Below are 21,270 nucleotides of genomic sequence, written 5' to 3'. Positions count from 1 at the left end.
CTTACATCAAAAGAGCTGTGTTTTTATACATATACCCCCACTGTTTCCCGAAAGTTGACCCATAGCGCCCGAGGCAGCCCCGCACTGTTGATAGCGTCCCGCACCAGCTCACAGAGCGGCAGCACCTCGTTCCTGGAATAGGTGGCGTCGTACTTCTCGGGATCACCGAGCCCGCCCCCGTTGATAGGAATGATGCCGGCCAGCGCTGCCGGGAATCGGTGCGCCGTCAGCACATCCTGGGAGGTGATCCCCTTGATGGCCGCGAACTCGTCCTTGGTCGCGATATCCCCCACCGGGATCAGCTTGATGCCATCGGGCTTGCCGTCAGGGATGTTGACGAACATAGAGCGGAAGTTCCCTACCCCCTTGCTGTTCGCGATCATCTGCTTCATTTCTTCTTCGGTGTCATCGTCCATATTCGGGTCGGTGGCGTAGAAGATGAATCCCATGTGGGCACCGTTGAGGAAATACTTACGTCGAAACAGAGTAGCGTCCTGGTTGAGTAGGGCCGACTGCAGGCCGCCCAGGTAATCTGGCATGCCATAGACCTGCTGCTCGGGATCGTACTGGGCCAGCCAGATGATATCCTCAGTCCGATATATCAGACTCGGCTTGCCCTGCTGCAGGTAGACAAAGCAGCCATCCTCGCGCCGGCGCAGGTAGACACTGGACAACGGGTGTAAGGCAACAACCTGCCCGAAGGCGTTGCGGATCTTGAGCAATCCTGCGTCCCCGAACTGCAGGTAGTTGTGCACGAACGCGGTGATGGTGGCACGCTGATTGGTAAAGCGCCCCGCCACCATATTGCGGCGCGCCATCAGGATGGCACCGTGGTGGGCATTGGCCCTGGCCACCTTGGCCAGCCCCTTGCGCTCGATGGGCGGCTGGTAATACTCACCGTAGGGGTTGAAGAACACCCCGGTGTAATCGGTCATCCAGGCCGTGGGGTCGATGGCCTCTGGCATGCTGAACGCCACTGCGCTCTTTGCTGTGGCGGTCGCCCGGGCCGGTTGGGATTTTTGTCGCTTGGTCATGCTGCCTTTCTCTCCTGGCTGGTTGCCCAGGTGGATTTACGTTTGCGGGTGGTATCGAGCGGCTCGTTGGCCACGGCGTGGGCGATGGCAAAAAAGACGTCGGCGTGACCGGTCACATTGTCCCGAGCGGCACGGAACGTCATCTGGCCGCCGCCGGTGGTGCTGCGCTTGATGGCGAGGAACGCCAATGGAATATCCCGATCAGAGCTGTCCCACTCGATGCGGTTCGCCTCCACCACATCGATCATCTTGAGGACCAGCCGCGATTTGCTCTCGATGCTGTAGTTGATGGGGTGGCACACCCCTTTGAACTCCGGTTTCAACAGGTCATAGACACCTGAGCCAATGCCGGACACATCAACCCCGAGATAGGTGACCCGGAACTTCTTGGCGATGCGCACGATCTCCTGCGCCTGAAACTGGAAGTTAAGCCCGCGCCAGTAGTGCTTTTCCAATACACGAAACCGCTCACCGGCGACCATGGGCGGGGCAACCACCACCAGGGTAGCGTTGTCGCGGGTGCGGCTCGGGTCGTAGCCCATCCATACCTCACGCCGCCCGAACGGGTCAGGCCGCCCGGGCTTGTAGTCTTCCCACCGGCTGGGGTCTACCCCTGCCCGCTCCATGTCCTGGAACTTGAACACCGACAGGGCATCGTCGATAAACCGGCACATGTAGAGGCGATCGAACACCTCCTCTGGGTACTCGTCTTTGAGCTCCTCGATGTCGATGAGGTTGCAACCGAGGCGAATGGCATCCTCAATGGTGATGACATAACGCCACTGCCGATCGGGGCAGATACGGCCTCCATCGCGCAGGTCATCTTCACCCGGGAAGTCGATCGCCACCCGGCTCGGGCGCTGACCCTTCCAACGATCCCCCGTCCAGAACCGGTACGCCTCATGCACCTTACTCGATGGCGTCGAAAAGTAGGTCTTGCGCCAACGGGATTGCGTGGCCATGGCGCTGGCCACGTCCGACAGCTTCTCGAAGTTGGGGATCCAGAAATACTCGTCGATGTAGACGTTGCCAGAACGGGACTGGGCGCTGTTGGAGTTGGTGGAGCAGAAATGCAGCTCGGCCCCATTCGACAGGACGATGGGGTTACCGGTCAGAGTGACATCGAGGAAAGTCTGGGCAATCTTGCAGATGTAGGAACGGAACACCTCCGCCTGGGCGCGGGTGGCCGACAGGAATATCTGGTTACCGCCGGTCAGTACCGCATCTTCCAGCGCCTCGCCGGCGAAGTAGTAGGTCATGCCGATCTGGCGTGACTTCAAGATGTTACGGGTGCGCGGCAGTGCCGGGTCGTTCTTGGCCTCCCGACAGCGCAGCTGATAACCAAACAGGGTACCCAGCCATTCGGCAAAGTCATCGGCCGTCAGGTGGCTAACTTCGTTCTTGGCCTTCTTGCCGCCCTTGCCTTTGCGGCCGCCCCCATCCTGACCACCTCTACCACGCCGAGGCGCCTCGGCTGCAGGTTCATCGCTATGCTCGCGCCGGCCGGCCAGCGCCTGCTGGCGCTCGGCCCATTTGATGGCCTTCTCTTTGAGGCTGACATGGTGGCCAATAAGTCGGTCCAGCTCGTCCAGCTCGGCGCTGGTTTTCTTCTCTCGCCCGAGCAGCGACTGCACCCGGCGGGCGATGGCATCCTCTACCGCTTCTTCGGTCAGCAGGTCGCGCCAGCCGAGCTTTTCGGCCCAGTAGTAGATGATGCGACAGGAGTTAAGCCCCAGTTCGTCCTTGATCTCCTGGGGTGTCCATCGTTTAAGGTAGAGTCCCCGCGCGGCATTGCGGATCTCTTCGGGATACGCCACGGCGCCTCCATCAGGTGAATGATGGCGCCATCATAGCCAGCCCCTTTCCCCCACTTATCCCACTGATGTTCTGAGTAATTCGGATATCCCGCTGGATCCGAATCCCGCCGAACACAACCGGATGAATCACCCTTGCCGACCCGATAGCCTGACTCCGCATCAATTGGGAGCAGGCATGAACGAATCAACCTTGAGAACTGGCTGGGTCTGTATCGCCACCGAAGGCAAAGCGGTGGACGGGCGGGATATTACCCGCGATTGGCTCACCGACATGGCCGAGACCTACGACCCGACCTATTACACCGCCGTCATCTGGCCGGAACACGATCGCTGGTCCAGCTATGGCACCGTGCAGGCGCTCAAGACCGAAGAGGTCGATGGCAAACTCAAGCTGTACGCCATCCTCTGCCCAAACCGCGATCTCATCTACTGGAACCAGAGCGGCCAGTATCAGTTCTGCTCAATCGAGCCATTCGAACAGTTCGCCGATCTGGGGCGCACCTACCTGATTGGTCTGGGCGTCACCGACCAGCCAGCCAGCACTGGGACCACCCACCTCAAGTTCAGCAAGAGCAACAAGGGCCAGGTCATCGGCACCAGCGAACCGCTGGACCTCTCCATGTTCAAACTGCCCAAGCATGAGAAGCCAGACAGCCTGCTCACCAAGCTGTTCAACCTGCTCTCCAGCCATGGCGAGCAGGCACCTACCACTCCCCCCAGCCAACCCGAGGATGAGGAAATGAAACCAGAACAGTTCGATCAGATGCTGGGGGCCCTCACTGGCCTTGGCACCAAGATCGATGCCTTCAGCGCCAAGCTGGAAGCCAAGCCGACCACCGAGGAAACAACCCCGCCGGTCACCGAGCCCACCAAGGTGGAGGATAAACCCGGCATCACCGCCGAGCAGTTCACCAAGCTGGAACAGACCCTGACCGGCCTGACCGACAAGGTCGGCGAGCTGCAGGGCAAGATCGAACAGTTTTCCGCTGAAGTACCGGGCCAGCGCCCGGGCGCGCTCGGCGGTGACGATACCCCCACCGTTTACTAAGGAGCGGCCGTGAGTCAGTCCCTCACCGTCCAGGCACGTCAGCGCCTGGAGCAATACAGCAATGCCCTGGCCAAGTCCTACGGCATCCCCGTTAACGCACTGGCCAAGCAGTTCAGCGTCATTTCTGGCCCGGTCGAAACCGGCCTGCGCTCAGCGCTGCTGGCGTCCGTCGAGTTCCTTGGCCTCATCACTTGTCTGGATGTGGATCAGATCAAGGGCCAGGTGGTGCAAGTCGGCATCGGCAAGCTGTTCACCGGCCGTAAGAAGGATGGCCGCTTCAACGGCAAAATCGGCGTTGCCGGCAACACCTACGAGCTGACCGAGACCGATTCCTGCGCCTCCCTCGACTGGGCGACTCTGTGCGTCTGGGCCAACGCCGGCAGCGAGGGCGAGTTCATCCGCCTGGTCGGTGAGTTCATCAACCGGGTCTTTGCCCTCGACATGCTGCGGGTCGGCTGGAACGGCGTGAAAGCCGCTGAGACCACCGATCCGGAGAAGAACCCGCTCGGTGAAGACGTCAACAAAGGCTGGCACCAACTGGCCCGCGAGTGGAACGAAGGCAGCCAGATCATCAAGGCCGAGGCCGGCAAGAAGATCCACTTCGACCCGGATGGCAAGGGTGATTACAAGACCCTGGACGAGATGGCCTCCGACCTCATCAACACCACCATCGATCCACTGTTCCGCCAGGACCCGCGTCTGGTGGTGCTGGTCGGTACCGATCTGGTGGCCGCGGCCCAGGCCAAGCTCTACAGCGAAGCCACCAAGCCGAGCGAGCAGATCGCCGCCCAGAAGCTGGCCGAATCCATCGCCGGGCGCCGCGCCTATATCCCGCCGTTCTTCCCGGGCAAACGGATGGTGGTCACCACCCTGGACAACCTGCACATCTACACCCAGCGCGGCACCCGCAACCGCAAGGCCGACGATAACCAGGACAAGAAGTGCTTCGATAACCAGTACTGGCGGATGGAAGGCTATGCCATCGGCGAGTACCTGGCCTATGGCGGCTTTGAAGAGGCCGACATCGAGATCGGCGCCGCGCCGGCAGCACCCGAGGTCTAAGCCATGAGCTCACCCGGTCAACGCCACAAACAGCGCGTCCAAGCCATGCAGGGGGCTGCACAAACCGCCAGCTCAGGCATGGCCACCGGCGCGGTGGCGGACAGCCTGCACCTGCAGATGATTGCCCTGGAACAGGACATCGTGCGTCTGCGCAAGCTGGCCCGCATTGGGGACCGGGTGAACATGAAGCGGGACGAGCTGATGCCCAAATACCGCCCCTATGTGGAGCGCTATCTGGCCGCCGTCAGTGAGTCTGGCCAGCCCTACCAGAACGAGCTGTTTCAGCGCCTCATCATCTGGGCCTTCGATGTCGGGGATTTCGATGCCGGCATTGCCTGGGCAGATCTCGCCATCGCCCAGGGCCAACGTACCCCGGCCAACATCAAGCGCGACTGGGCACATTTTGTGGCCGACACCGTGCTGGAGTGGGCCGAGAAGCAAGCAGCCGAGGGGCATGCCGTCGAGCCCTGGTTCTCCCGGGTGTTCGACAAGGTACGCAATGACTGGCGCCTCAACGAACGGCTGACCGCCAAGTGGTTCAAGGCGGCAGGTTGTCTGCTGCTGCGTGATCACGACGGCCAGCCTCGCCCCAGCGCCGTGGGGGACAGCGCCACCCTGGAGCAAGCCGACCACTGGCTGGCCCAGGCCGACAAGCTGCACAGCAAGGTGGGCGTCGGTACCTTGCGCCAAAAGATTGCCATGCGCCTGCGGGCGCTGAATCCGGAGCAATAAGACTCTCCGCGCCGTCGCACCCCGGCGCGAATGCCATGGACCGCCTCTGGCGAACCCAGCGGCAATTGCGTGGCTACAGGGGTGCACCTATTCAACCAGCGAGGTCACTGATGTTTGCAGGCAAGGATATCGACTACAGCGCCGCCACTATCCGCAATGACGGGTTCTGGCCGGATGTGGCCGTGGCCGACTTCGAGCGCCGCCGTGCCCTGCCTGCTGACTTCGACCAACAAACCACCGGCGCAGCCCTGCTGGCTGCCGTCTCTGAAATCAACCTGCAGCTCGCCAGCCACCAGGCCGCGCTGCAGGCCAAGGGCTACGCCAGTGCCGCTGCCGTACCCGGTCCGAGCCTGGAAGGCGGCACCAATGCGCTGACCGAGCAGTACCTGGCCGCCGTGTTTGCCCGTGCCAAGGCGGCCATCTTGCCGGAGTTCGCCAGCGTCACCGAGCGGCCGGCCGCCAACAACCAGGTGGAACGGGCGCCAGAGCAGCGCGCTCAACTGCTGGCCGAAAGTCAGCAGCTGGTGCGCAGCATCAAGGGCAAACATCGGGCAGGAGTGTCACTGATATGAGCGAAGCCATGAACGAGCAGCAAGCCCAGGGCTATTTCCTGCACGCGCTCCACGCCGAGATCCAGCGGGTACTGCCGGCCAAGTGCCACAAGTCGCTCGATAGCTGGATGGAAAACGGCGCCATCCGGCTGGAATCCAAGAACATGGGGCCCACCGGAGTGGATGTGGCTTGGCTCACCTATCAGGCGGTGTTCACCATCGAGCAACTGCCCTTTCGCGAACTGGATCCGGCCATCGTGCTGGCCACGGTCGCCACCTGGGTACAGGAAAATGATCCGTTTCGCGAGAAGTTCGAGCTGGACGACCCCGAATACGCCGTCACCCCGAACGATGAGCGGACCGCCGATCTCGAGATCCAGCTCACCTTTATCGAGCCGCTGCGCCTCATCGAGCACCCGAGCGGCCCCATCCACTGGAGCGGCAAACGCTGGAACGTGGCCCCCTATGACATCTGGGTGGCAGAGCACATCGAGATGAACGTCGGTGACACCGGCCATCACCAGGTAGGTGGACAGTCATGATCACCATCACCCTGGACACCCGTCGCAGCAAGGACCAGCTCAACCTGCTGGCCCTGCCAGCCAAGAAACGCAAGCGCCTAGTGTGGCGGGCAGCCAACGAGATGAAAAAGCTGGCGGCCCGCAATGTGCGCCAGCAGCAAGACCCGAACGGCCAGCCATGGGCCCCGCGCAAGCGCGGCAAACGCAAGATGCTGCGCGGCCTCCCCAAGTTGCTGCAGATCCGCGAGCCCCGCCAGGACGTGGCCGAGCTCGGGTTCACCAAGGGCACCATGAGCGCCCACGCGGGTATCATCGCCAACACCCACCAAAAGGGGCACACCTACAAGATGACGGCCGCCAGCCGGCGCCGCATCGCCACCAGTGAAGGCGGCAAGCAGAAACAAGCCTCCAAGGCCCAGGCGCGCAAGCTACGCGAACTCGGGTTCAAGCGCCCGGGCCAGCGCAAGCGTTCATACCGGTCGGCCTCGCTCGGCTGGATCACCAGCAATCTCAACTACGCCCAGGCGGGCCTGCTCATCAAGAAGCTCAAGGATGAACCGGTGAAAGAGAGCTGGGAAATAGAGCTGCCTGCCCGCCCTTTTCTGGGGGCCAATGCCAAGCAACGGGAGCAGGCCTTTGCCCGCGCCCTGCAGAGCATCGACTACGGCTGGGACGTCAACAAGCAAGACCTCAAGAGGAAATAAGCCATGTGGCCTTATGTACAGATCAACAACTTGAACCAGATGCAGGGGCCGGTGACCGAGGTCGAACGCCACCTGCTGTTCGTCGGCAGCGCCGCCAGCAACACCGGCAAGCTGCTCTCCCTCAATACCCAGTCAGACTTTGACCAACTGCTCGGCGCCGCTGACAGCGAGCTGAAAGCCAACCTGCAAGCCGCCATGGCCAACGCCGGCCAGAACTGGACGGCGGCCGCCTTCGTGCTGCCCACCGATATGGACTGGAAAGAGGCGGTGCGTGATGCCCAGAAAACCCAATCCTTTGAGGGGGTCGTGGTACTGGGGCAGGAGTGGGACCAGGCCAGCATCAATGCCGCCCACGCCCTCAACCAGGAACTGATCGCCAAGTGGGGGCGCTGGCAGTTCATGCTGCTGGCGGTACCGGGCATTGCGAAGGAGCAAGACTGGTCCACCTATGAGACCGAGCTGGCCACCCTGCAGGAGGGCATCAAGGCGGAATCCGTCTCGCTGATCCCGCAGCTGTTTACAAACCTCGTCGGCGCCTACGCCGGCCGCCTGTGCAACCGCTCGGTCAGTGTGGCCGACAGCCCCTGCCGGGTGAAAACCGGCGCCGTGGTGGGTCTTGGCAACAAGCCGAAGGACAAGGACGGGGTCGAGCTGCCGCTGGCCACCCTGCAGACCCTGGAGCAGAACCGTTACTCGGTGCCGATGTGGTACCCGGACTATGACGGTACCTACTGGGCCGACGGCCGCACCCTGGACGCCGAGGGCGGCGATTACCAGGTGATCGAAAACCTGCGGGTCGCCTACAAGGTAGCGCGCCGGATGCGGGTACGTGCCATCGCCCGTATCGGCGATCGCTCGTTCAACTCCACCCCGGGCAGCACGGCCGCCGCCATTCTCTACTTTGGCAAAGACCTGCGCGAGATGGCCAAGGCCATCACCATCAACGGACAGCCGTTCCCGGGCGATATCACCTCCCCCAAGGATGGCGACATCGGCATCCAGTGGACCGACAAGAACCACGTCTCCATCTACGTGGTGATCCGCACCGTGGACTGCCCCAAGGGGATTACCGTCAACATCATGCTCGACTTGAGCCTCAACAACGGGGAGGGCTAATCCATGACCCGCCGTATTTCCGGCCAGAACTTTGACATCGAACTGATGAACACCATGGTGCATGTCGAGAAGGCCAGCCTGACCATCACCGACAACAGCGCCGTGGCGCAAACCCGGGGTATCCCTGACGGCTATGTGGACGGCGACGTCTCGGCCGAGTGCGAGTTCGAGCTCGATGCCAAGAACTTCAAGCTGCTCAGCAACGCGGCCAAGCGGGCCGGCAGCTGGCGCGGGATGAAACCGGAGGATGTGCTGTTCTATGCCGACAATGGCGACGAGACCATGAAGGTAGAGGTCTTCGGCGTGAAGCTGCAGATCTCCGACCTGCTGGATCTCGACCCCAAGGGCGGCAGCAAGACGTCGCACAAGATCAAGGGCTCCGTCACCTCCCCCGACTTTATTCACATTGATGGCGTGCCGTACCTCTCGGAAGACGACACCCGCCACCTGAAAGGGTAAGGGGGACCAGTGGACGACATCGACCGCGCCAACCACCACGCCGCCCGCATGCTGGCGGTCCAGTTGGCCAACCAGGTGGGCAAAGGCCACTACCAGGGAGAGAGCCTGCACCAGTGCGAAGAGTGCGACGACCCCATCCCAGAGGGACGCCGCCGCCACATACCCGGGGTGCGCCTGTGCGTCCCCTGCAAGACCCGCCTTGAGCGGCTGGGTCGCTAACCAGAGCAACGGACATGAACCCTATGCCAAACAAAGACCCCACCCTCTGGGCCGCCCTGCTGGCCTGGTTGATGGACAACTGGCCCGCCGTCTATGGGGCACTGCTGGCGCTGGCCATCGCCTTCCTGCGCATCACCTATGCCGGTGGGCGGGGTCGCCGCCGCCTGATCGAATCCCTGCTATGCGGCCTCATCACCTTAGCGGCCGCCACCGGCACCCAGTTGCTCGGGATCCCCCAGGAGGCCACCCCGTTGTTGGGTGGCATGGTGGGACTGCTTGGGATCGACATCATCCGCGACCGGGCCGCACTGATGTTTCGCAAGAAGGAGGACAACAATGCCGCGCAGTAACTGCCACCCACAGGTGGCCGCCTTTCTCGACCTGCTCGCCTATGCCGAAGGCACCAAGGGCCGGGGCGATGACGGTTACAACAAGCTGGTCAATCCGGCGGGGTTCTTTGAAAGCTACGCCACCCACCCGAACGTGCTGGTGCAGGTCAATCCAACCCTGAAAAGCACCGCAGCCGGCCGCTATCAGTTCCTGTCAAAGCACTGGGCCCACTACCGTGACCAACTCGGCCTGCCGGACTTTGGCCCCGCATCGCAAGACACCTGGGCTATCCAGCTTATTCGCGAGCGCAAGGCACTGGACGATGTGCTCAAGGGACGCATCAGCCAGGCGATCGGCAAGTGCGCCAACATCTGGGCCAGTTTGCCCGGTGCCGGCTACGGCCAGCGCGAACACAAGCTGGCTGACCTGCTAGCCAAGTTCACCGAGTTCGGCGGGGTGCTGGCATGAGCATGCTCATCCGGTTCTTGCCGACCATCATCGGCTTTGTCCTTGGCACCCTGTTGTTTACCCAAGGCGAGCGGCTCACGCAGCGCACCAAGGAGCTGGCCAGCGCCAACGACACCATCAACATCCTGCAGGCAGCCAACAACCAGCAAGCCGTCGCCTTTCAGGAACTGCTGATGCAGGCAAAGGGCCTGCGCCTGCTGCTGAGCGACCAGAACGCGGCCTTGGCCGATCTCGACAACCAGAACAGGAAGACCGCCGATGAACTGCAACAAGCGTTGGCCACGCCGCCGCCGGGGCGCCCGGACTGTGCTCGCGAGCCTCTGCCTGCTGGCGCTTTGCGCCTGCTCCAGCCAGCCCACCACGGTGGTGCAAACCAAGGTAGTGAAGCGGCTGCCGCCGCCCGGGCTGGTGCCCCACTGCCCGGAGCCTGACTTTACGGGGACAACCTACGGCGAGGCCGTGCAGTTTATCCCCACCCTGCAGACGGCGCTGCGCCGCTGCCAAACCCAGATCAACACCCTGAACCATTGGATTGAACAAGAGGAAACCACCCCATGAGCACACCGATCATCACCCTGGACGTCGCCGGCAAAGAGCTGAAATTCGCCCCCACCATGGTGGCCTATAACGGCTTCATCAACGACATGATGCCCAACGACAAGGTGGCACCGGCCCACAACTACCTGAAAAAGATCGTCTGCGCCGAGAGCAAAGAGGCACTCGATGACCTGCTCAAGCGCCCCAGCGCCGCCCTGCAGCTGGCGGGGGCCATCAACAAGGAGTTCGCGCCCGAGCTGGAGATCACCGTAAAAAACTGACGGCGCGCGCCGAGGCCATCGAGCGCAATCAACTGGAGCAGGTGCTGGCGCTGCGGCGCTACTACCTGCCCCATGAGGATGACGACCTCGACAACCTGGCTCGCGCCATCTGGTTAGACAGAAACGCAAGAGAGTCCAACGCCACCGCCGTGGCCGAGGGCATCGCAAAAGCACTGAACGGATAAGAGACCCCTATGGCTTGGATGGAAAAATTGATGATGCAGGTGGCATTGGTTGACCAGGTCACCAAGCCCCTTGCCGGCATCAATGCCCAGATGGACAAGGTCACCAAGTCAGGCCGCCAGGGCTGGAGCAACATGGCGATGGGGGCCACCACCGTGGCCGGCGGCGTCATGGCGATCCAGGGCGCCTTGGGGCCGGCCATCGAAATGGACCGAGCCTTGGCCGAGGTGGCATCGCTGGATGTGCAAAAGGAGGTGCTCGGCGCGCTCGGTCGCGAGGCCCTGAAACTCTCCATCCAGTATGGTGAGTCAGCCACCGAGATCGTGCGCTCCTCCTACGATATCCAATCCGCGATCGCCGGGCTGGAGGGCAACGAACTGCCCGCCTTCACCCGCGCATCCACCACCCTGGCCAAAGCCACCAAGGCCGACACCGCCACCATCACCAACTACATGGGCACCATGTACGGCATTTTCGAGCAGCAGGCCAAGCAGATGGGCAAGGCCAACTGGGTCGAGGATGTGGCCGGCAAGACGGCGCTGGCGGTACAGCTGTTCAAGACTACCGGTCAGGGCATGGCTGATGCCTTTGGGGCGATCGGCGCCAACGCCACCGCCGCCGGGATCTCGATGGATGAACAGTTCGCCGTGCTCGGCCAGCTGCAGGCCACCATGAGCGGCGGCGAGGCGGGGACCAAGTTCAAGGCCTTCCTGGCCGGGGTCGGAGGTGCCCAGAAGGCGCTCGGCCTCCAGTTCACCGACGCCGCAGGCAACATGCTGCCGGTGCTCACCATCATGGACAAGCTCAAGGCCAAGTATGGCGAGACCATGAGCGTGGCCGAGGGGGACGAGCTCAAGAAGGCTTTCGGCTCGGACGAGGCGGTGGCCATGATCAAACTGCTGATGACCAACACCAAGGGACTAGCCACCAATATCAACGCGCTGGCCAACACCCACGGCATGGGCAAGGCCGAGCAGATGGCCGCCGCCATGACGGACCAGTGGGAACGGGTGACGCAAGCCTGGTTTGCCATCCGGGCCGCCGCCTTCGGGGTAGTGCTGCCGGCCATCAACGCCGTGGTGGGCGTCTTTGCAGATGGCGCCACCACCGTGCTGCGCTGGACCCACCTGTTCCCGAACCTCACCAAAGTGGTGAGCTATGCCCTGCTCGCCATCGTTGGCCTGAGCATGGTGACCGGAACCTGGGTGCTGGTTGCTGGCGTGGCCAAGCTGGCCACCCTGGGGCTCGGCATCGCCTGGAGCGTCATCATGGCGCCGCTCAACTTGCTCAAGGCAGGGTTGGTTGCCTTTCGCGCCATCATGCTGGCCGTCAACATCGCGATGTATGCCAACCCCATCGGCCTCATCATCGCGGGCATCGTGCTGTTGATCGGTACTGTCGCGGCGGTCATCTACTACTGGGACGACCTCAAGCAAACCCTGGCTGACTGGGGCGTGTTCGATGCAGTCCAGGCGATGATCGACGGGGCCGCCGCAGGCTGGGCCAGCTTCATGCAACTGCTCGCCGACCTCAGTCCGTTCCAGTTGCTGGGCAAAGCCGTGGACTGGTTGATCGACAAGCTCAACATGATCCCGGGCGTCAACATCGAGCTCGGCAGCATGCCGGACCTCACCATGCCGACCATGGCGCCGCTGACCATGCCGGTCATGCCAGGCGTGATCAACATGCCGACCCAGGAACAGCAGCGGGAAACGGTCAACGCCCCCCTCGCCCGCTATCGCCAGCAGGACCAGAGCAAGGTGCCATCCGGTGGCCTTGGCCAGCAGCTGATCCAGGCCAACGCGGCGGCGACCACGGCCAACCAGAAACCAGCCAAGTCCCTGCACATCGGCGAGGTACATATCACCAACCAGAACCCGATGACACCGGAGCAGCTGGCCGAGAACGCCTGGCTGGAGACCCCGTAATGAGCGACCCCCTTATCCATGAACCCAAGTACATCGATCTCCTGGTGGTGAACGGCGCCTGGCAACTCGATGCCGGCGGCCAGCCACGTTACACCCAGGACCGCCACAGCATCGGTCAGGACATCAAGCACCGCATCATGGAGTCGGGGCTGGCCCGCAAGCTCATCGGCGAGCGCAGCCCTACCCTGCGCGCGGATGTGATGACCGAGATTGAACTGCTGGTAGAAGACGACGAGCGGCTGGTACCCGGCACCATCGTGATCCGTGAAGAGGCCCCCGATCGGGTGCTGGTCACCGCTCGCACCTATGAATTCGGCAATCTGGAGGTAACCCTGTGAACCTGCGCCCGAACGTGGACTTTATGGCCCTGCTGGCCGAGGCCGGTGTGCCGACCACCGAGCAGGCCATGGAGGCCGAGCTCAAAAAGGAGGTGGTGGCCGCTGGCTCCCTCATCACCAACGACAGCGATGTGAGCCCCTTCTGGCGGCTGGTGCGCGGGGTGGTCATCACCCCGGCGCTCTGGCTTATCCGCACGCTCTTGGCCGGCCATGTGCTGCCCAACACCTTTGCGGCCACCGCCACCGATGCCTATCTCGATCTCAAGGCCTGGGATGTAGACCTGACCCGCAAGGCCGCCCAGAAGACCCGGGGAGTGATCCACTTCGTCAAGGTGAGCCCCGGCGAGGCGGTCACCATCCCGGCCGATATCTGGGTCACCACCGAGCGCATCAACGGCACCATCTACCGGGTGAAGCCCTTGCAGGCGGTGGTCAGCCCCGCCGGCGAGGCGGTGGCCAAGGTGGTCTGCGAGGCCGAGTTTGCCGGCAGCGCCTGGAATCTGGCCCCGGGGTATTACAACCTGCTGAGCGAACCGGTGACCGGCATCCTCTCGGCCCGCAACGATGACAAGGAATGGATCACCACCCAGGGCGCCGATGCCGAGGGCAACGACGCGCTCGGCCTGCGCATCCAGAACCAGTTCTCGGCGGTGGGGCGCTACCATATCGACGCGATTTACCGCTCCATGCTGGCCAGCGTGGCGGGGATCCGGGCCGATCACATCTTCTTTGAGCATGAGGGGCCCCGCGGCCCGGGGACCGCCAACGCTTACATCCTGCTGGAAGTGGGCGCCACCCCGGCCAGCCTCATCAACCAGCTTAATGACTACGTGGGCCGCCAGGGCAACCATGGCCACGGCGATGACCTGTTCGTGATGAGCATCCCCGAGACCCAGCACAGCCTGACGCTGACGATCTGGCCTCAACCCAACCTCACCGACGAGCAGAAAACCGCGCTCAAGGCGGGCGCCGAAAGTCTGGTCAAGGCGGCGTTTCGCCAGTCGGCGGATTTCCCAAACGTCACCCGCACCTGGCCGCGCTCGCGCTTCTCGCTCTCCCAGCTGGCCCGCGAGCTGCACAGCCAGTTCCCGCAGCTGCAGAGCCTCAAGTTTGCGCAAGATGACATCGTGTCGGGGCTCGCCATCCCGCGCCTGAGCACGCTGGAGGTGACCCTGCATGACTGACCCGACCCCGCTTGAACACGACCTGCAGGCGCCGGTGCTACCCGATGCCAGCGCCCCCTGGTGGGAAGACGGTTACACCATCAGCTCGGCCCACGCCGAGCCCGGGTTTCTGGCCAAGGGGATCAATGCCTTCTGGCAACGGGTCAAAGGTTGGCTGTTGCTGCCGCTGGCCCAGCAAGACCCGCTGACCTGCTCGGAGTCCCTGCTGGCGCTGCTGGCTTGGGAACGGGACATCAGCCGTTTCAACGGCGAGCCGCTGCCGCTCTTTCGCAAACGGGTCAAGTTCGCCTTTGTGAACGCCCGGGACGCCGGCGAGGTGGCCGGCTTTAAGCGCATCTTTGAGCGCCTGGGCATCGGCTGGTGTGACATCCACGAACGCCAGGCCGGCGCCCCCTGGGACGTCATCACCATCGAGGTGACCGATGGCGCCATCGCGGCCAACCAGAAACTGATGGAAACCTTGATTCAACACTATGGCCGCACCTGCCGCCGCTATCGCTTTCAGGTGGTTTACCCGGTCACCGGCATCCTGCAGTTCGGCCGCATCGACATGAGCCAGCAGGTGTTTGGCGCATCACTTAAGAGGAACGCATGAGCCAGATCATTACCAACGCTTTCTCCCGCTACTGGCAGGAGTGCCTGACCAACCAGACGCCGGTGGTGCTCGATGAGTTCGTGCTGGCCAACGTGCCGGGGCTCGATCCCGATGCGGCCATCAACCCAGACAGCGGGCTGCCGCCGGCGGGCCAGATTGTGCACCGCCACGCGGTCGACCAGCGTGGGCGCATCAACAACGATGCGGTGGCTTACACCATCGTGATGGACACCACGGTCGGCGATTTCAGCTTCAACGCCATGTACCTCATCAACAAGGCCACCGGCGTGGTGGGGATGATTGTGCACAAGGGGCTGGAAACCAAACTCAAGACCAATGAGGCCACCGGCCAGACCGGTAACAGCTTGGTCAAATCCATGCTGATGGAGTACGACCGGGCGGCAGAGGCCACTGCCACCCACGTGGACGCCAGCACCTGGCAGATTGACTATGCCGCCCGCCTGCGCGGGATGGACGACGACCTGCGCCTGCAGGCGCTGCAGTTCTTCGGGCCGGCCACCTTCTACGGCGACGGCTTCAAGCTGGTCAACGAGTCCGGGGTCTACAAGGTGCAGCCCGGGGTGGCCTACGTGGGCGGCCTGCGGGCGGAACTGAACGAGGTCAAGAAGGTAACCCCGAGCGCCAAGCCAGTGGGGCTCTGGCTCGATATCTACCGGGCGGGCTCCCTGCTTGATGCCTGGGTGAATCACTTCACCCTGACCTTAAGCGTGCCGGAGCTCACCGACTACCTGGACAGCAACGGCCATCAGCACCATGTGGCCAAGGTGGCCATCGTCAATGCGGACGGCAGCGTCACCGACGTGCGCCGCAAGCGCACCATCGAGCTGACCGGGGACGTGGCCGGCAAGGGCATCCTGGAGGACGCCCAGGGCGTCACCATCGCAGTGGAGATCAAAGATGGCAGCCACCGCCACCAGTGGGGGGAGCTTGACCAGGTGCCGGCCACCGCCAGCCGCTGGCCCAGCTACGCCGAGGTGACCAACAAACCGGATCTGGCGCCGGCCAACCACAGCCACCAGGGCACCATGACCAACGCGATCCCGCTATCCAAGGAAGACCTGAACACAATTATCAGCCCCGGCGTGTATCGCCAGGACTCCGACGCCAATGCGGCCTTGGTGCTCAACTACCCAGAAGCGAAATCAGGTTCCCTCATTGTGACCGGCGGCGCCGGGGTGCAGCAGCGTTACCACGTCTACAACACCAGCCGGATTTACACCCGCGCCCAGTACAACACCGGGGCCTTTACTCCTTGGGCCCGGGATTACAACACCCAAAACAAGCCAAGCGCAGATGACGTCGGTCTGGGATTAGTTGTCAACAAAGGCTGGAACACTCAGGCGGTAGCAGATACTTACGCCGTGCGAGACCAATCCTGTGACCTTTATGCTCGCACCTTGCGCAGCAACCTGGTCGATGAACAGCGCATGGTCGGCGCCGTGGCCTTTCGGGTCGACTACGGCAACGACAGCTATCTGCGCTACTGCAGTAGCCAAGCAGCGTTTCGTCAGTGGCTCAACCAGGCAGCCACTGGCTGGGAGGTGGGCTGGCGTTTAGGGATCTCTGATCCTAACTACGCAATGACCGAATACCACATCCCGGGCAAGTGGGCAGTGATGACCTACCTTGCTAGCGATGGCGCGTTTCGAATTGCTTCCTCGAACGGTGTCGGAGGCGCGACCTTCACCCGCATGACCATCGACACCGGGGCCAATGTCACCTTTGCAGGCACGGTGAATGATGGCTCTGGCCGCTGCTACAGCCCGGGCAACCAACCCCACTACACCCACAACCACACTGCCGCCCAGGGCAACCAGGACATCGTCGCCAGCGGCTGGGGGCAGATCGGCACCTACATGATGGCCGCCGTGATCCCGGGCCACTCTGGCGCCATGAACCCCACCGCCACCATCGCCGGTTCATCCCTGCGCCCCGCCAACTGCTCGGAGTGGGGCCAGAACCGCGACTGGGCACTGCCGGGGACTTGGAAATGCCTGGGATTCGTCACGGATAACAGCGATGACCGTTGGGACGACCGCACCACCTTGTGGCTGCGCATCGCATAAGCACAGGAGAATCGGATGGAACGAATTGAAGTACTCAGCGCGGCCCGCCCGCGCCATTATGCTGGCGACCCCGACAGCATCACCCTGGATGTGCGCTTTGCCCATCTGCCCGACTCAGTGCAGTTTGCAGCCCGCAAAGATGACCTGGAAGCACACGGCCGCGAGCTCTACAGCCGGGCGGTGTTCGGTGAGTTTGGCGATATCGAGGTGATCCCGTTGCCACCACCGACCGAGGCCGAGCAGCAGGCCCGCCTCGATGCGCTGCTCAAGCAGGCCGCCAACGCCATGGCCCCGCTGCTCGACGCCGAGGCGCTTGGCATCATCAGCGAGGCCGAGCGCGAACAGCTCACCGCCTGGCAGCGCTACCGGGTTGCCCTCTACCGTCTCCCGCAAGACGATGGCTGGCCGACCGAGGTCAGCTGGCCGGAGGCGCCGCGATGAGCTGGACACAGGGGCCACTGCGCTGGCCCGCCAGTGCCGGCAGCCTGCACACCCGCGCCCAGGGCGTACTGGGTCAGCTCCCGGCCACCCAGGACAGCGCCATGGCGTGCCTGCAGGGTCTGGCAGAGCGGGCCCAGTACCGGCCCCATCCGCTCAGCGAGGCCGCCGCCGCGCTGGCAGGTCTGCGCAGCGAGCTCGACCGCCTGCTGGTCACTGGCCGCTGCCTGACGGTCACCCCCTACCAACACGGGGTCGGCCAACAGCAGGGCCAGCAGTTCAGCCTGGCCGCCCCCAACGCGGTCGCCACCCTGGCCGCCAAGCTGCAGGACGGGGCGGATCCCCTGCTGCCCACCGGGCAACTGCATGCCCTCGCCTGGCTGGTCACCGGCAACAGCGGCGACGCACTGACCCGCCAGCTGGCTATCCTCTGCGCCCTGCTGCCGTTGCCGGAGTGGTGCGCCACCCTGCGCCGGCTCACTGCCAGCAACGACCCCATGAACCAACCCACCGCGGCCAAGGTGCCGCGCTGGCGCGCCGATGAGCCACTGAACTGGGCACCGCTACGCCCTGCCCGCCAGGCGCTGGGGGCAGAGCTGGCCCAGTTGGAGAGCCTGGCCCGGGACAGCCAGACCCCGATCGCCAAGCTGCAGGGGCTGGCGACACGTCGTGCCGATCGTCTGACCACCCTAGCCGAGGCCTTGGCCGCGCTGGGTACCCTCTCCGGCACCCTCTGGCACTGGCAAGGCCAGGGGGATGTGGCCAGCCTCGCCACCCAGCTCGGACAGAGCGCGCCACCCGACCACAGCCAGAGCATGACGGTCGGCGCCCTGCTGCTCTCCCCGTCCCCGCTCACCTTCTGGCAGGAGTTAACCCCATGAGCCAAGCCATGCTGACCCTTGATGGCGAGCCCATCATCATGAAGTCGATGCGGGTGTCCGCATCGATGCAGTTTCAGGACAAGGACCAGAGCGGCCAGACCAGCTCGACCAGCAGCGCCGAACAGGGCGCCAAGGCCAAGGAGCTCGATGTCTCCGGCCTTATCCCATTCAAGGATGATCAGATGCTAAGTCGGCTGTTTGAGCTGGCCGATGCCAAGGGCAACGGCGGCAAGCGCCACGTCTACCGGGTCGGGTCGCTGCTGGCCAAGTCGGTGAAGGTGCGCCAGGCCAAGTTTGCCGGCCGCATCACCGCCAGCGAACAGGAGGGGCTGCTGGCCTGGCAGGTGCAGTTCACCTTGAAGGAGTTCAACTCGGTACCGGAGAAGCGCGAACAACGCTTGCCGAAGAACGCCCCCACCGTGGGGCAGAGTACCGCCAACACCAGCGCCGCCAAGCCAGGCGACAAGGGGAGCGGTGAAGAAGAACAGGACCTGAGCAGCTTCGAGCGTTACGTGCTCAAACCGATGGATGACATGCTGGCATGAAACTCTCCACCTCACTGACCATCGCCGGCCAGCCGGTGCACCTCATCGACCACGACCTGGTGCTGGATCTCAATGCTGGCGGGCGCGCCGCGCTCACCATCGAGGGCAGCGCCAACAAGGGACAGACCTTTACCCTGGACACCGGCTACAGCGGCAATCTGCGCCGCTGGTTCACCGGCTATGTGTACGACGTACAGCCCGCCGCCAATGGTGCCAGTAAGCTGTTGTGCCGGGAACTGGCCGGCGCCTTGGGCACTCGCCTGCCGGTCAGCCAACAGCATGCCACCCTGCGCGGTCTGCTGGCATGGCTGACCGACCAGACCGGGCTGACCTTTCTGCTACCCAAGGGGGCCGACTATACCGATCGGCCGATCCCCAACTTCACCAGCGCCGGTACCGGCTATCAGTTGCTCGATAACACCGGCCGTGCCTTTCAGGTGCCAGATTTTATCTGGTATCAGCAACCCAATGGCGCCATCTTCGTGGGCAGCCATGCCGACAGCCGCTGGCATGACAAGGAGGTGACGCTTGATCCCGCCTGGTCAGGTCGCCAGGCAGGCGACACCCTGACCCTGTCGCCGGTGCCGTCCATCCGGCCCGGCGCCATCATCAACGGTAAGCGGGTGATGCGGGTCCGCCTCAAGGGGGACGAGATGACCCTGACCACGGCCACCCCGGGCAAGGTCACCAAGTCGCCAGAACGGCGCAAGATAGAGGGGGAGTTCCCGGAGCTCGCCGACAACATGCACTTGCCCAAGTTCGGACGGGTCGAGGCCATCAGCGACCGGGCCAGCGCCGGCCAGCTCAATGACCCATTCCGCCCCCGCTATGCGGTGGACGTGCAACTGCTGGGCGAGGATGGCCAACCGGACAAGGCTGCCCCGCTGTATCGGGCGGTGCCGCTGCCGGTGCAATTCGGAGGGCAGGAACAGGGCCTGCTGCAGTTCCCCATCGAGGGGACGCTGGTTGAACTGGGGTTCGCCTTCGGGCGGGCTGACCGACCCTTTATCCGCACCGTGCTCGGCAGTGGCTGGCCCCTGCCGGACATCGCCCCGGGCGAGCAGCTACAGCAACAGCGGGCCGAGGTATTCAGCCGCACCGACACCGTGGGCAACCTCTCCCGCCACACCGACCGGCGCCTGTACGACCACGCCCTGCAGATGCACCACCAGAGTGACGACTATCTGGGGGAACATGGCCAGCATCGGCTGCAGGTGGCCCAGCACAGCATCGAGGAGGTGGGCGGGCTCAAGCTCATCGAGGCGCTGGGCGCCGTCGAGCTGCTGGCCGGGGATGATCTCACCCTGGGAAGTCTGGGCAACATGAGCCAGACCACGGCGGGGGATCTGGTCGAGGTGGTGGGACAACTGCGCCGGGCCGTTGCCGGCGAGCTGCAGCACCTGGAGGCGCCCCGTTCGTGGATGGGGACCGAGGATGTGAACATCTTCCGGCTGCTGCTGCAGTTGATGAACGTGGTGGAGCAGCTGGCCGCTGCCACTGCCAGCCACACCCACGGCAGCGGGCCAGCGCCAGGTAATAGCGGAGCCATGACAGGACATGGCCAACAAGCCAAGCAATTGGCCGGCCAGCTCTCCCCCATCATCGAGTAACCCCACAAGCGAAGAAGGCCCCACAGTGTGGGGCCTTCTTCTATCTGCCTGACAGCGCCTGAGCATGGCCAGGGAATGGCGCCGCATGAAGAGGCGGCCGTCGGGCAGCGCTGCATCATACGTGAAGCCTGCGCACGCTCACAGCCTCCCAGCACATGGCGGCGACGCCCACCGCCGCGTCTGCGTCACGGAATCCGCGCTCATCCGCTCCCGCCTGCGGGGTTCATCAAGAAAATTTTTTGCAAAAGTGGATTACCGCAAATCCATAGGCCCAGACCGCGCCAGATAAAGGATCTCGGACGAGGTGAGGATCTGAAAGGATCGAAAGAAATTGCAGGGTTTTACAGTTCGGCGGGGCTCTGGATAACGAAGGTGAAAACGTAACTCGTTGAATGTATTGGGGTGGTCGTACTTTCCGTGAGAATTTGAATGATTGGGAAGGATCCGGTTTACCGCGAGGGAACGGCTAGAAGGCGTTTTGTTTCAGCCGGTTAGGTCCAATGAGGGCCTATTTGATAACTGAAATTTTGAAAGGGCGCAGCAGCCTGGGTGCGCTGGCTGGACTGCCCCACGGAAAATAGGTTTTCTGTGATGTGTGTCCG

Annotated in this window: 26 protein-coding genes; 24 read left to right on the top strand and 2 right to left on the bottom strand. The window is 63.3% G+C overall.

The features are described 5' to 3' along the window. Positions 1 to 23: 23 nt before the first annotated feature. Positions 24 to 1,034, bottom strand: coding sequence for a phage portal protein (locus tag AACQ43_RS14885; protein WP_168967741.1), 1,011 nt, complete (start codon positions 1,032 to 1,034; stop codon positions 24 to 26). Continuing rightward, a complete protein-coding gene (locus tag AACQ43_RS14880; RefSeq protein ID WP_168967740.1) occupies positions 1,031 to 2,851 on the bottom strand; it encodes a terminase large subunit domain-containing protein in 1,821 nt (606 codons plus the stop codon). The genes AACQ43_RS14885 and AACQ43_RS14880 overlap by 4 nt, the downstream gene beginning before the upstream one ends. Before the next feature lie 175 nt (positions 2,852 to 3,026). Here AACQ43_RS14880 and AACQ43_RS14875 point away from each other — a divergent pair, with 175 nt between their 5' ends. From AACQ43_RS14875 to AACQ43_RS14760, 24 genes are all read left to right on the top strand, one after another. Beyond that, positions 3,027 to 3,899 (top strand): GPO family capsid scaffolding protein, encoded by an 873-nt coding sequence (locus tag AACQ43_RS14875; RefSeq protein ID WP_168967739.1) that lies wholly within the window; start codon positions 3,027 to 3,029, stop codon positions 3,897 to 3,899. Positions 3,900 to 3,908: 9 nt separating this feature from the next. Continuing rightward, positions 3,909 to 4,961 (top strand): phage major capsid protein, P2 family, encoded by a 1,053-nt coding sequence (locus tag AACQ43_RS14870; RefSeq protein WP_168967738.1) that lies wholly within the window; start codon positions 3,909 to 3,911, stop codon positions 4,959 to 4,961. Positions 4,962 to 4,964: 3 nt separating this feature from the next. Then, the gene (locus tag AACQ43_RS14865; protein ID WP_168967737.1) at positions 4,965 to 5,693 is read left to right on the top strand and encodes a phage terminase small subunit; all 729 of its coding nucleotides are present in this window, start codon (positions 4,965 to 4,967) and stop codon (positions 5,691 to 5,693) included. A 110-nt stretch (positions 5,694 to 5,803) separates the two neighbouring features. After that, entirely contained in the window at positions 5,804 to 6,265 is a 462-nt protein-coding gene (locus AACQ43_RS14860) for a head completion/stabilization protein (protein ID WP_168967736.1), read from the top strand. After that, the gene (locus AACQ43_RS14855) at positions 6,262 to 6,786 is read left to right on the top strand and encodes a phage tail protein (protein WP_248281007.1); all 525 of its coding nucleotides are present in this window, start codon (positions 6,262 to 6,264) and stop codon (positions 6,784 to 6,786) included. The genes AACQ43_RS14860 and AACQ43_RS14855 overlap by 4 nt, the downstream gene beginning before the upstream one ends. Then, a complete protein-coding gene (locus AACQ43_RS14850; protein ID WP_168967735.1) occupies positions 6,783 to 7,469 on the top strand; it encodes a phage virion morphogenesis protein in 687 nt (228 codons plus the stop codon). Before AACQ43_RS14855 ends, AACQ43_RS14850 begins: the two co-directional genes overlap by 4 nt. 3 nt (positions 7,470 to 7,472) lie before the next feature. Beyond that, positions 7,473 to 8,585 carry a DUF2586 domain-containing protein gene (locus tag AACQ43_RS14845; protein ID WP_085736120.1) on the top strand — a complete coding sequence of 371 codons (1,113 nt, stop codon included), beginning with the start codon at positions 7,473 to 7,475 and terminating at the stop codon, positions 8,583 to 8,585. A gap of 3 nt (positions 8,586 to 8,588) precedes the next feature. Further along, positions 8,589 to 9,044, top strand: coding sequence for a phage protein (locus tag AACQ43_RS14840; protein ID WP_168967734.1), 456 nt, complete (start codon positions 8,589 to 8,591; stop codon positions 9,042 to 9,044). Positions 9,045 to 9,053: 9 nt separating this feature from the next. Next, positions 9,054 to 9,263, top strand: coding sequence for a TraR/DksA C4-type zinc finger protein (locus AACQ43_RS14835; RefSeq protein WP_168967554.1), 210 nt, complete (start codon positions 9,054 to 9,056; stop codon positions 9,261 to 9,263). 23 nt (positions 9,264 to 9,286) lie between these two features. After that, complete coding sequence (locus AACQ43_RS14830) at positions 9,287 to 9,613, top strand: phage holin, lambda family (protein ID WP_168967555.1); 327 nt, start codon at positions 9,287 to 9,289, stop codon at positions 9,611 to 9,613. After that, the gene (locus AACQ43_RS14825; protein ID WP_168967733.1) at positions 9,600 to 10,061 is read left to right on the top strand and encodes a glycoside hydrolase family 24 protein; all 462 of its coding nucleotides are present in this window, start codon (positions 9,600 to 9,602) and stop codon (positions 10,059 to 10,061) included. The genes AACQ43_RS14830 and AACQ43_RS14825 overlap by 14 nt, the downstream gene beginning before the upstream one ends. Further along, positions 10,058 to 10,492 carry a hypothetical protein gene (locus AACQ43_RS14820; protein WP_168967732.1) on the top strand — a complete coding sequence of 145 codons (435 nt, stop codon included), beginning with the start codon at positions 10,058 to 10,060 and terminating at the stop codon, positions 10,490 to 10,492. Before AACQ43_RS14825 ends, AACQ43_RS14820 begins: the two co-directional genes overlap by 4 nt. Beyond that, positions 10,425 to 10,619: an Rz1-like lysis system protein LysC gene (gene lysC, locus AACQ43_RS14815; protein WP_339354064.1), complete on the top strand. Its 195-nt coding sequence runs from the start codon at positions 10,425 to 10,427 to the stop codon at positions 10,617 to 10,619. The genes AACQ43_RS14820 and lysC overlap by 68 nt, the downstream gene beginning before the upstream one ends. Next, a complete protein-coding gene (locus AACQ43_RS14810) occupies positions 10,616 to 10,879 on the top strand; it encodes a putative phage tail assembly chaperone (protein WP_168967731.1) in 264 nt (87 codons plus the stop codon). The genes lysC and AACQ43_RS14810 overlap by 4 nt, the downstream gene beginning before the upstream one ends. 41 nt (positions 10,880 to 10,920) lie before the next feature. Beyond that, on the top strand, positions 10,921 to 11,064 hold the full coding sequence (locus AACQ43_RS14805; protein ID WP_168967559.1) for a DUF6890 family protein: 144 nt from the start codon (positions 10,921 to 10,923) through the stop codon (positions 11,062 to 11,064). A 9-nt stretch (positions 11,065 to 11,073) separates the two neighbouring features. Next, positions 11,074 to 12,990 carry a phage tail tape measure protein gene (locus AACQ43_RS14800; protein ID WP_168967730.1) on the top strand — a complete coding sequence of 639 codons (1,917 nt, stop codon included), beginning with the start codon at positions 11,074 to 11,076 and terminating at the stop codon, positions 12,988 to 12,990. Between the two features lie 14 nt (positions 12,991 to 13,004). Further along, on the top strand, positions 13,005 to 13,328 hold the full coding sequence (locus AACQ43_RS14795; protein WP_045525365.1) for a DUF2590 family protein: 324 nt from the start codon (positions 13,005 to 13,007) through the stop codon (positions 13,326 to 13,328). Next, on the top strand, positions 13,325 to 14,512 hold the full coding sequence (locus AACQ43_RS14790; RefSeq protein WP_168967729.1) for a baseplate J/gp47 family protein: 1,188 nt from the start codon (positions 13,325 to 13,327) through the stop codon (positions 14,510 to 14,512). Before AACQ43_RS14795 ends, AACQ43_RS14790 begins: the two co-directional genes overlap by 4 nt. Continuing rightward, positions 14,505 to 15,107, top strand: a complete 603-nt coding sequence (locus tag AACQ43_RS14785; RefSeq protein ID WP_168967728.1) for a phage tail protein — start codon at positions 14,505 to 14,507, stop codon at positions 15,105 to 15,107. The genes AACQ43_RS14790 and AACQ43_RS14785 overlap by 8 nt, the downstream gene beginning before the upstream one ends. Next, positions 15,104 to 17,194: a phage tail-collar fiber domain-containing protein gene (locus AACQ43_RS14780; protein ID WP_168967727.1), complete on the top strand. Its 2,091-nt coding sequence runs from the start codon at positions 15,104 to 15,106 to the stop codon at positions 17,192 to 17,194. Before AACQ43_RS14785 ends, AACQ43_RS14780 begins: the two co-directional genes overlap by 4 nt. A 15-nt stretch (positions 17,195 to 17,209) precedes the next feature. Beyond that, on the top strand, positions 17,210 to 17,635 hold the full coding sequence (locus AACQ43_RS14775) for a tail fiber assembly protein (protein ID WP_168967726.1): 426 nt from the start codon (positions 17,210 to 17,212) through the stop codon (positions 17,633 to 17,635). Next, complete coding sequence (locus tag AACQ43_RS14770; RefSeq protein WP_168967725.1) at positions 17,632 to 18,513, top strand: hypothetical protein; 882 nt, start codon at positions 17,632 to 17,634, stop codon at positions 18,511 to 18,513. Before AACQ43_RS14775 ends, AACQ43_RS14770 begins: the two co-directional genes overlap by 4 nt. Then, the gene (locus AACQ43_RS14765; protein WP_168967724.1) at positions 18,510 to 19,058 is read left to right on the top strand and encodes a baseplate complex protein; all 549 of its coding nucleotides are present in this window, start codon (positions 18,510 to 18,512) and stop codon (positions 19,056 to 19,058) included. Before AACQ43_RS14770 ends, AACQ43_RS14765 begins: the two co-directional genes overlap by 4 nt. Continuing rightward, positions 19,055 to 20,668 carry a hypothetical protein gene (locus AACQ43_RS14760; RefSeq protein ID WP_168967723.1) on the top strand — a complete coding sequence of 538 codons (1,614 nt, stop codon included), beginning with the start codon at positions 19,055 to 19,057 and terminating at the stop codon, positions 20,666 to 20,668. Before AACQ43_RS14765 ends, AACQ43_RS14760 begins: the two co-directional genes overlap by 4 nt. The last annotated feature ends 602 nt before the right edge of the window (positions 20,669 to 21,270 follow it).

Source organism: Aeromonas sp. DNRA1 (assembly GCF_963888745.1).
GTDB classification, from domain to species: Bacteria; Pseudomonadota; Gammaproteobacteria; order Enterobacterales; family Aeromonadaceae; genus Aeromonas; species Aeromonas hydrophila.
This window is presented reverse-complemented; position numbering and strand designations above follow the sequence as displayed.

What these genes read in the sequence shown, in the direction of transcription:
- AACQ43_RS14885 (WP_168967741.1), bottom strand. Translation starts at nt 1,034, where the DNA reads ATGACCAAGCGACAAAAATCCCAACCGGCCCGGGCGACCGCCACAGCA.
- AACQ43_RS14875 (WP_168967739.1), top strand. Translation starts at nt 3,027, where the DNA reads ATGAACGAATCAACCTTGAGAACTGGCTGGGTCTGTATCGCCACCGAA.
- AACQ43_RS14865 (WP_168967737.1), top strand. Translation starts at nt 4,965, where the DNA reads ATGAGCTCACCCGGTCAACGCCACAAACAGCGCGTCCAAGCCATGCAG.
- AACQ43_RS14860 (WP_168967736.1), top strand. Translation starts at nt 5,804, where the DNA reads ATGTTTGCAGGCAAGGATATCGACTACAGCGCCGCCACTATCCGCAAT.
- AACQ43_RS14855 (WP_248281007.1), top strand. Translation starts at nt 6,262, where the DNA reads ATGAGCGAAGCCATGAACGAGCAGCAAGCCCAGGGCTATTTCCTGCAC.
- AACQ43_RS14850 (WP_168967735.1), top strand. Translation starts at nt 6,783, where the DNA reads ATGATCACCATCACCCTGGACACCCGTCGCAGCAAGGACCAGCTCAAC.
- AACQ43_RS14845 (WP_085736120.1), top strand. Translation starts at nt 7,473, where the DNA reads ATGTGGCCTTATGTACAGATCAACAACTTGAACCAGATGCAGGGGCCG.
- AACQ43_RS14840 (WP_168967734.1), top strand. Translation starts at nt 8,589, where the DNA reads ATGACCCGCCGTATTTCCGGCCAGAACTTTGACATCGAACTGATGAAC.
- AACQ43_RS14830 (WP_168967555.1), top strand. Translation starts at nt 9,287, where the DNA reads ATGCCAAACAAAGACCCCACCCTCTGGGCCGCCCTGCTGGCCTGGTTG.
- AACQ43_RS14825 (WP_168967733.1), top strand. Translation starts at nt 9,600, where the DNA reads ATGCCGCGCAGTAACTGCCACCCACAGGTGGCCGCCTTTCTCGACCTG.
- AACQ43_RS14820 (WP_168967732.1), top strand. Translation starts at nt 10,058, where the DNA reads ATGAGCATGCTCATCCGGTTCTTGCCGACCATCATCGGCTTTGTCCTT.
- AACQ43_RS14810 (WP_168967731.1), top strand. Translation starts at nt 10,616, where the DNA reads ATGAGCACACCGATCATCACCCTGGACGTCGCCGGCAAAGAGCTGAAA.
- AACQ43_RS14800 (WP_168967730.1), top strand. Translation starts at nt 11,074, where the DNA reads ATGGCTTGGATGGAAAAATTGATGATGCAGGTGGCATTGGTTGACCAG.
- AACQ43_RS14785 (WP_168967728.1), top strand. Translation starts at nt 14,505, where the DNA reads ATGACTGACCCGACCCCGCTTGAACACGACCTGCAGGCGCCGGTGCTA.
- AACQ43_RS14780 (WP_168967727.1), top strand. Translation starts at nt 15,104, where the DNA reads ATGAGCCAGATCATTACCAACGCTTTCTCCCGCTACTGGCAGGAGTGC.
- AACQ43_RS14775 (WP_168967726.1), top strand. Translation starts at nt 17,210, where the DNA reads ATGGAACGAATTGAAGTACTCAGCGCGGCCCGCCCGCGCCATTATGCT.
- AACQ43_RS14770 (WP_168967725.1), top strand. Translation starts at nt 17,632, where the DNA reads ATGAGCTGGACACAGGGGCCACTGCGCTGGCCCGCCAGTGCCGGCAGC.
- AACQ43_RS14765 (WP_168967724.1), top strand. Translation starts at nt 18,510, where the DNA reads ATGAGCCAAGCCATGCTGACCCTTGATGGCGAGCCCATCATCATGAAG.
- AACQ43_RS14760 (WP_168967723.1), top strand. Translation starts at nt 19,055, where the DNA reads ATGAAACTCTCCACCTCACTGACCATCGCCGGCCAGCCGGTGCACCTC.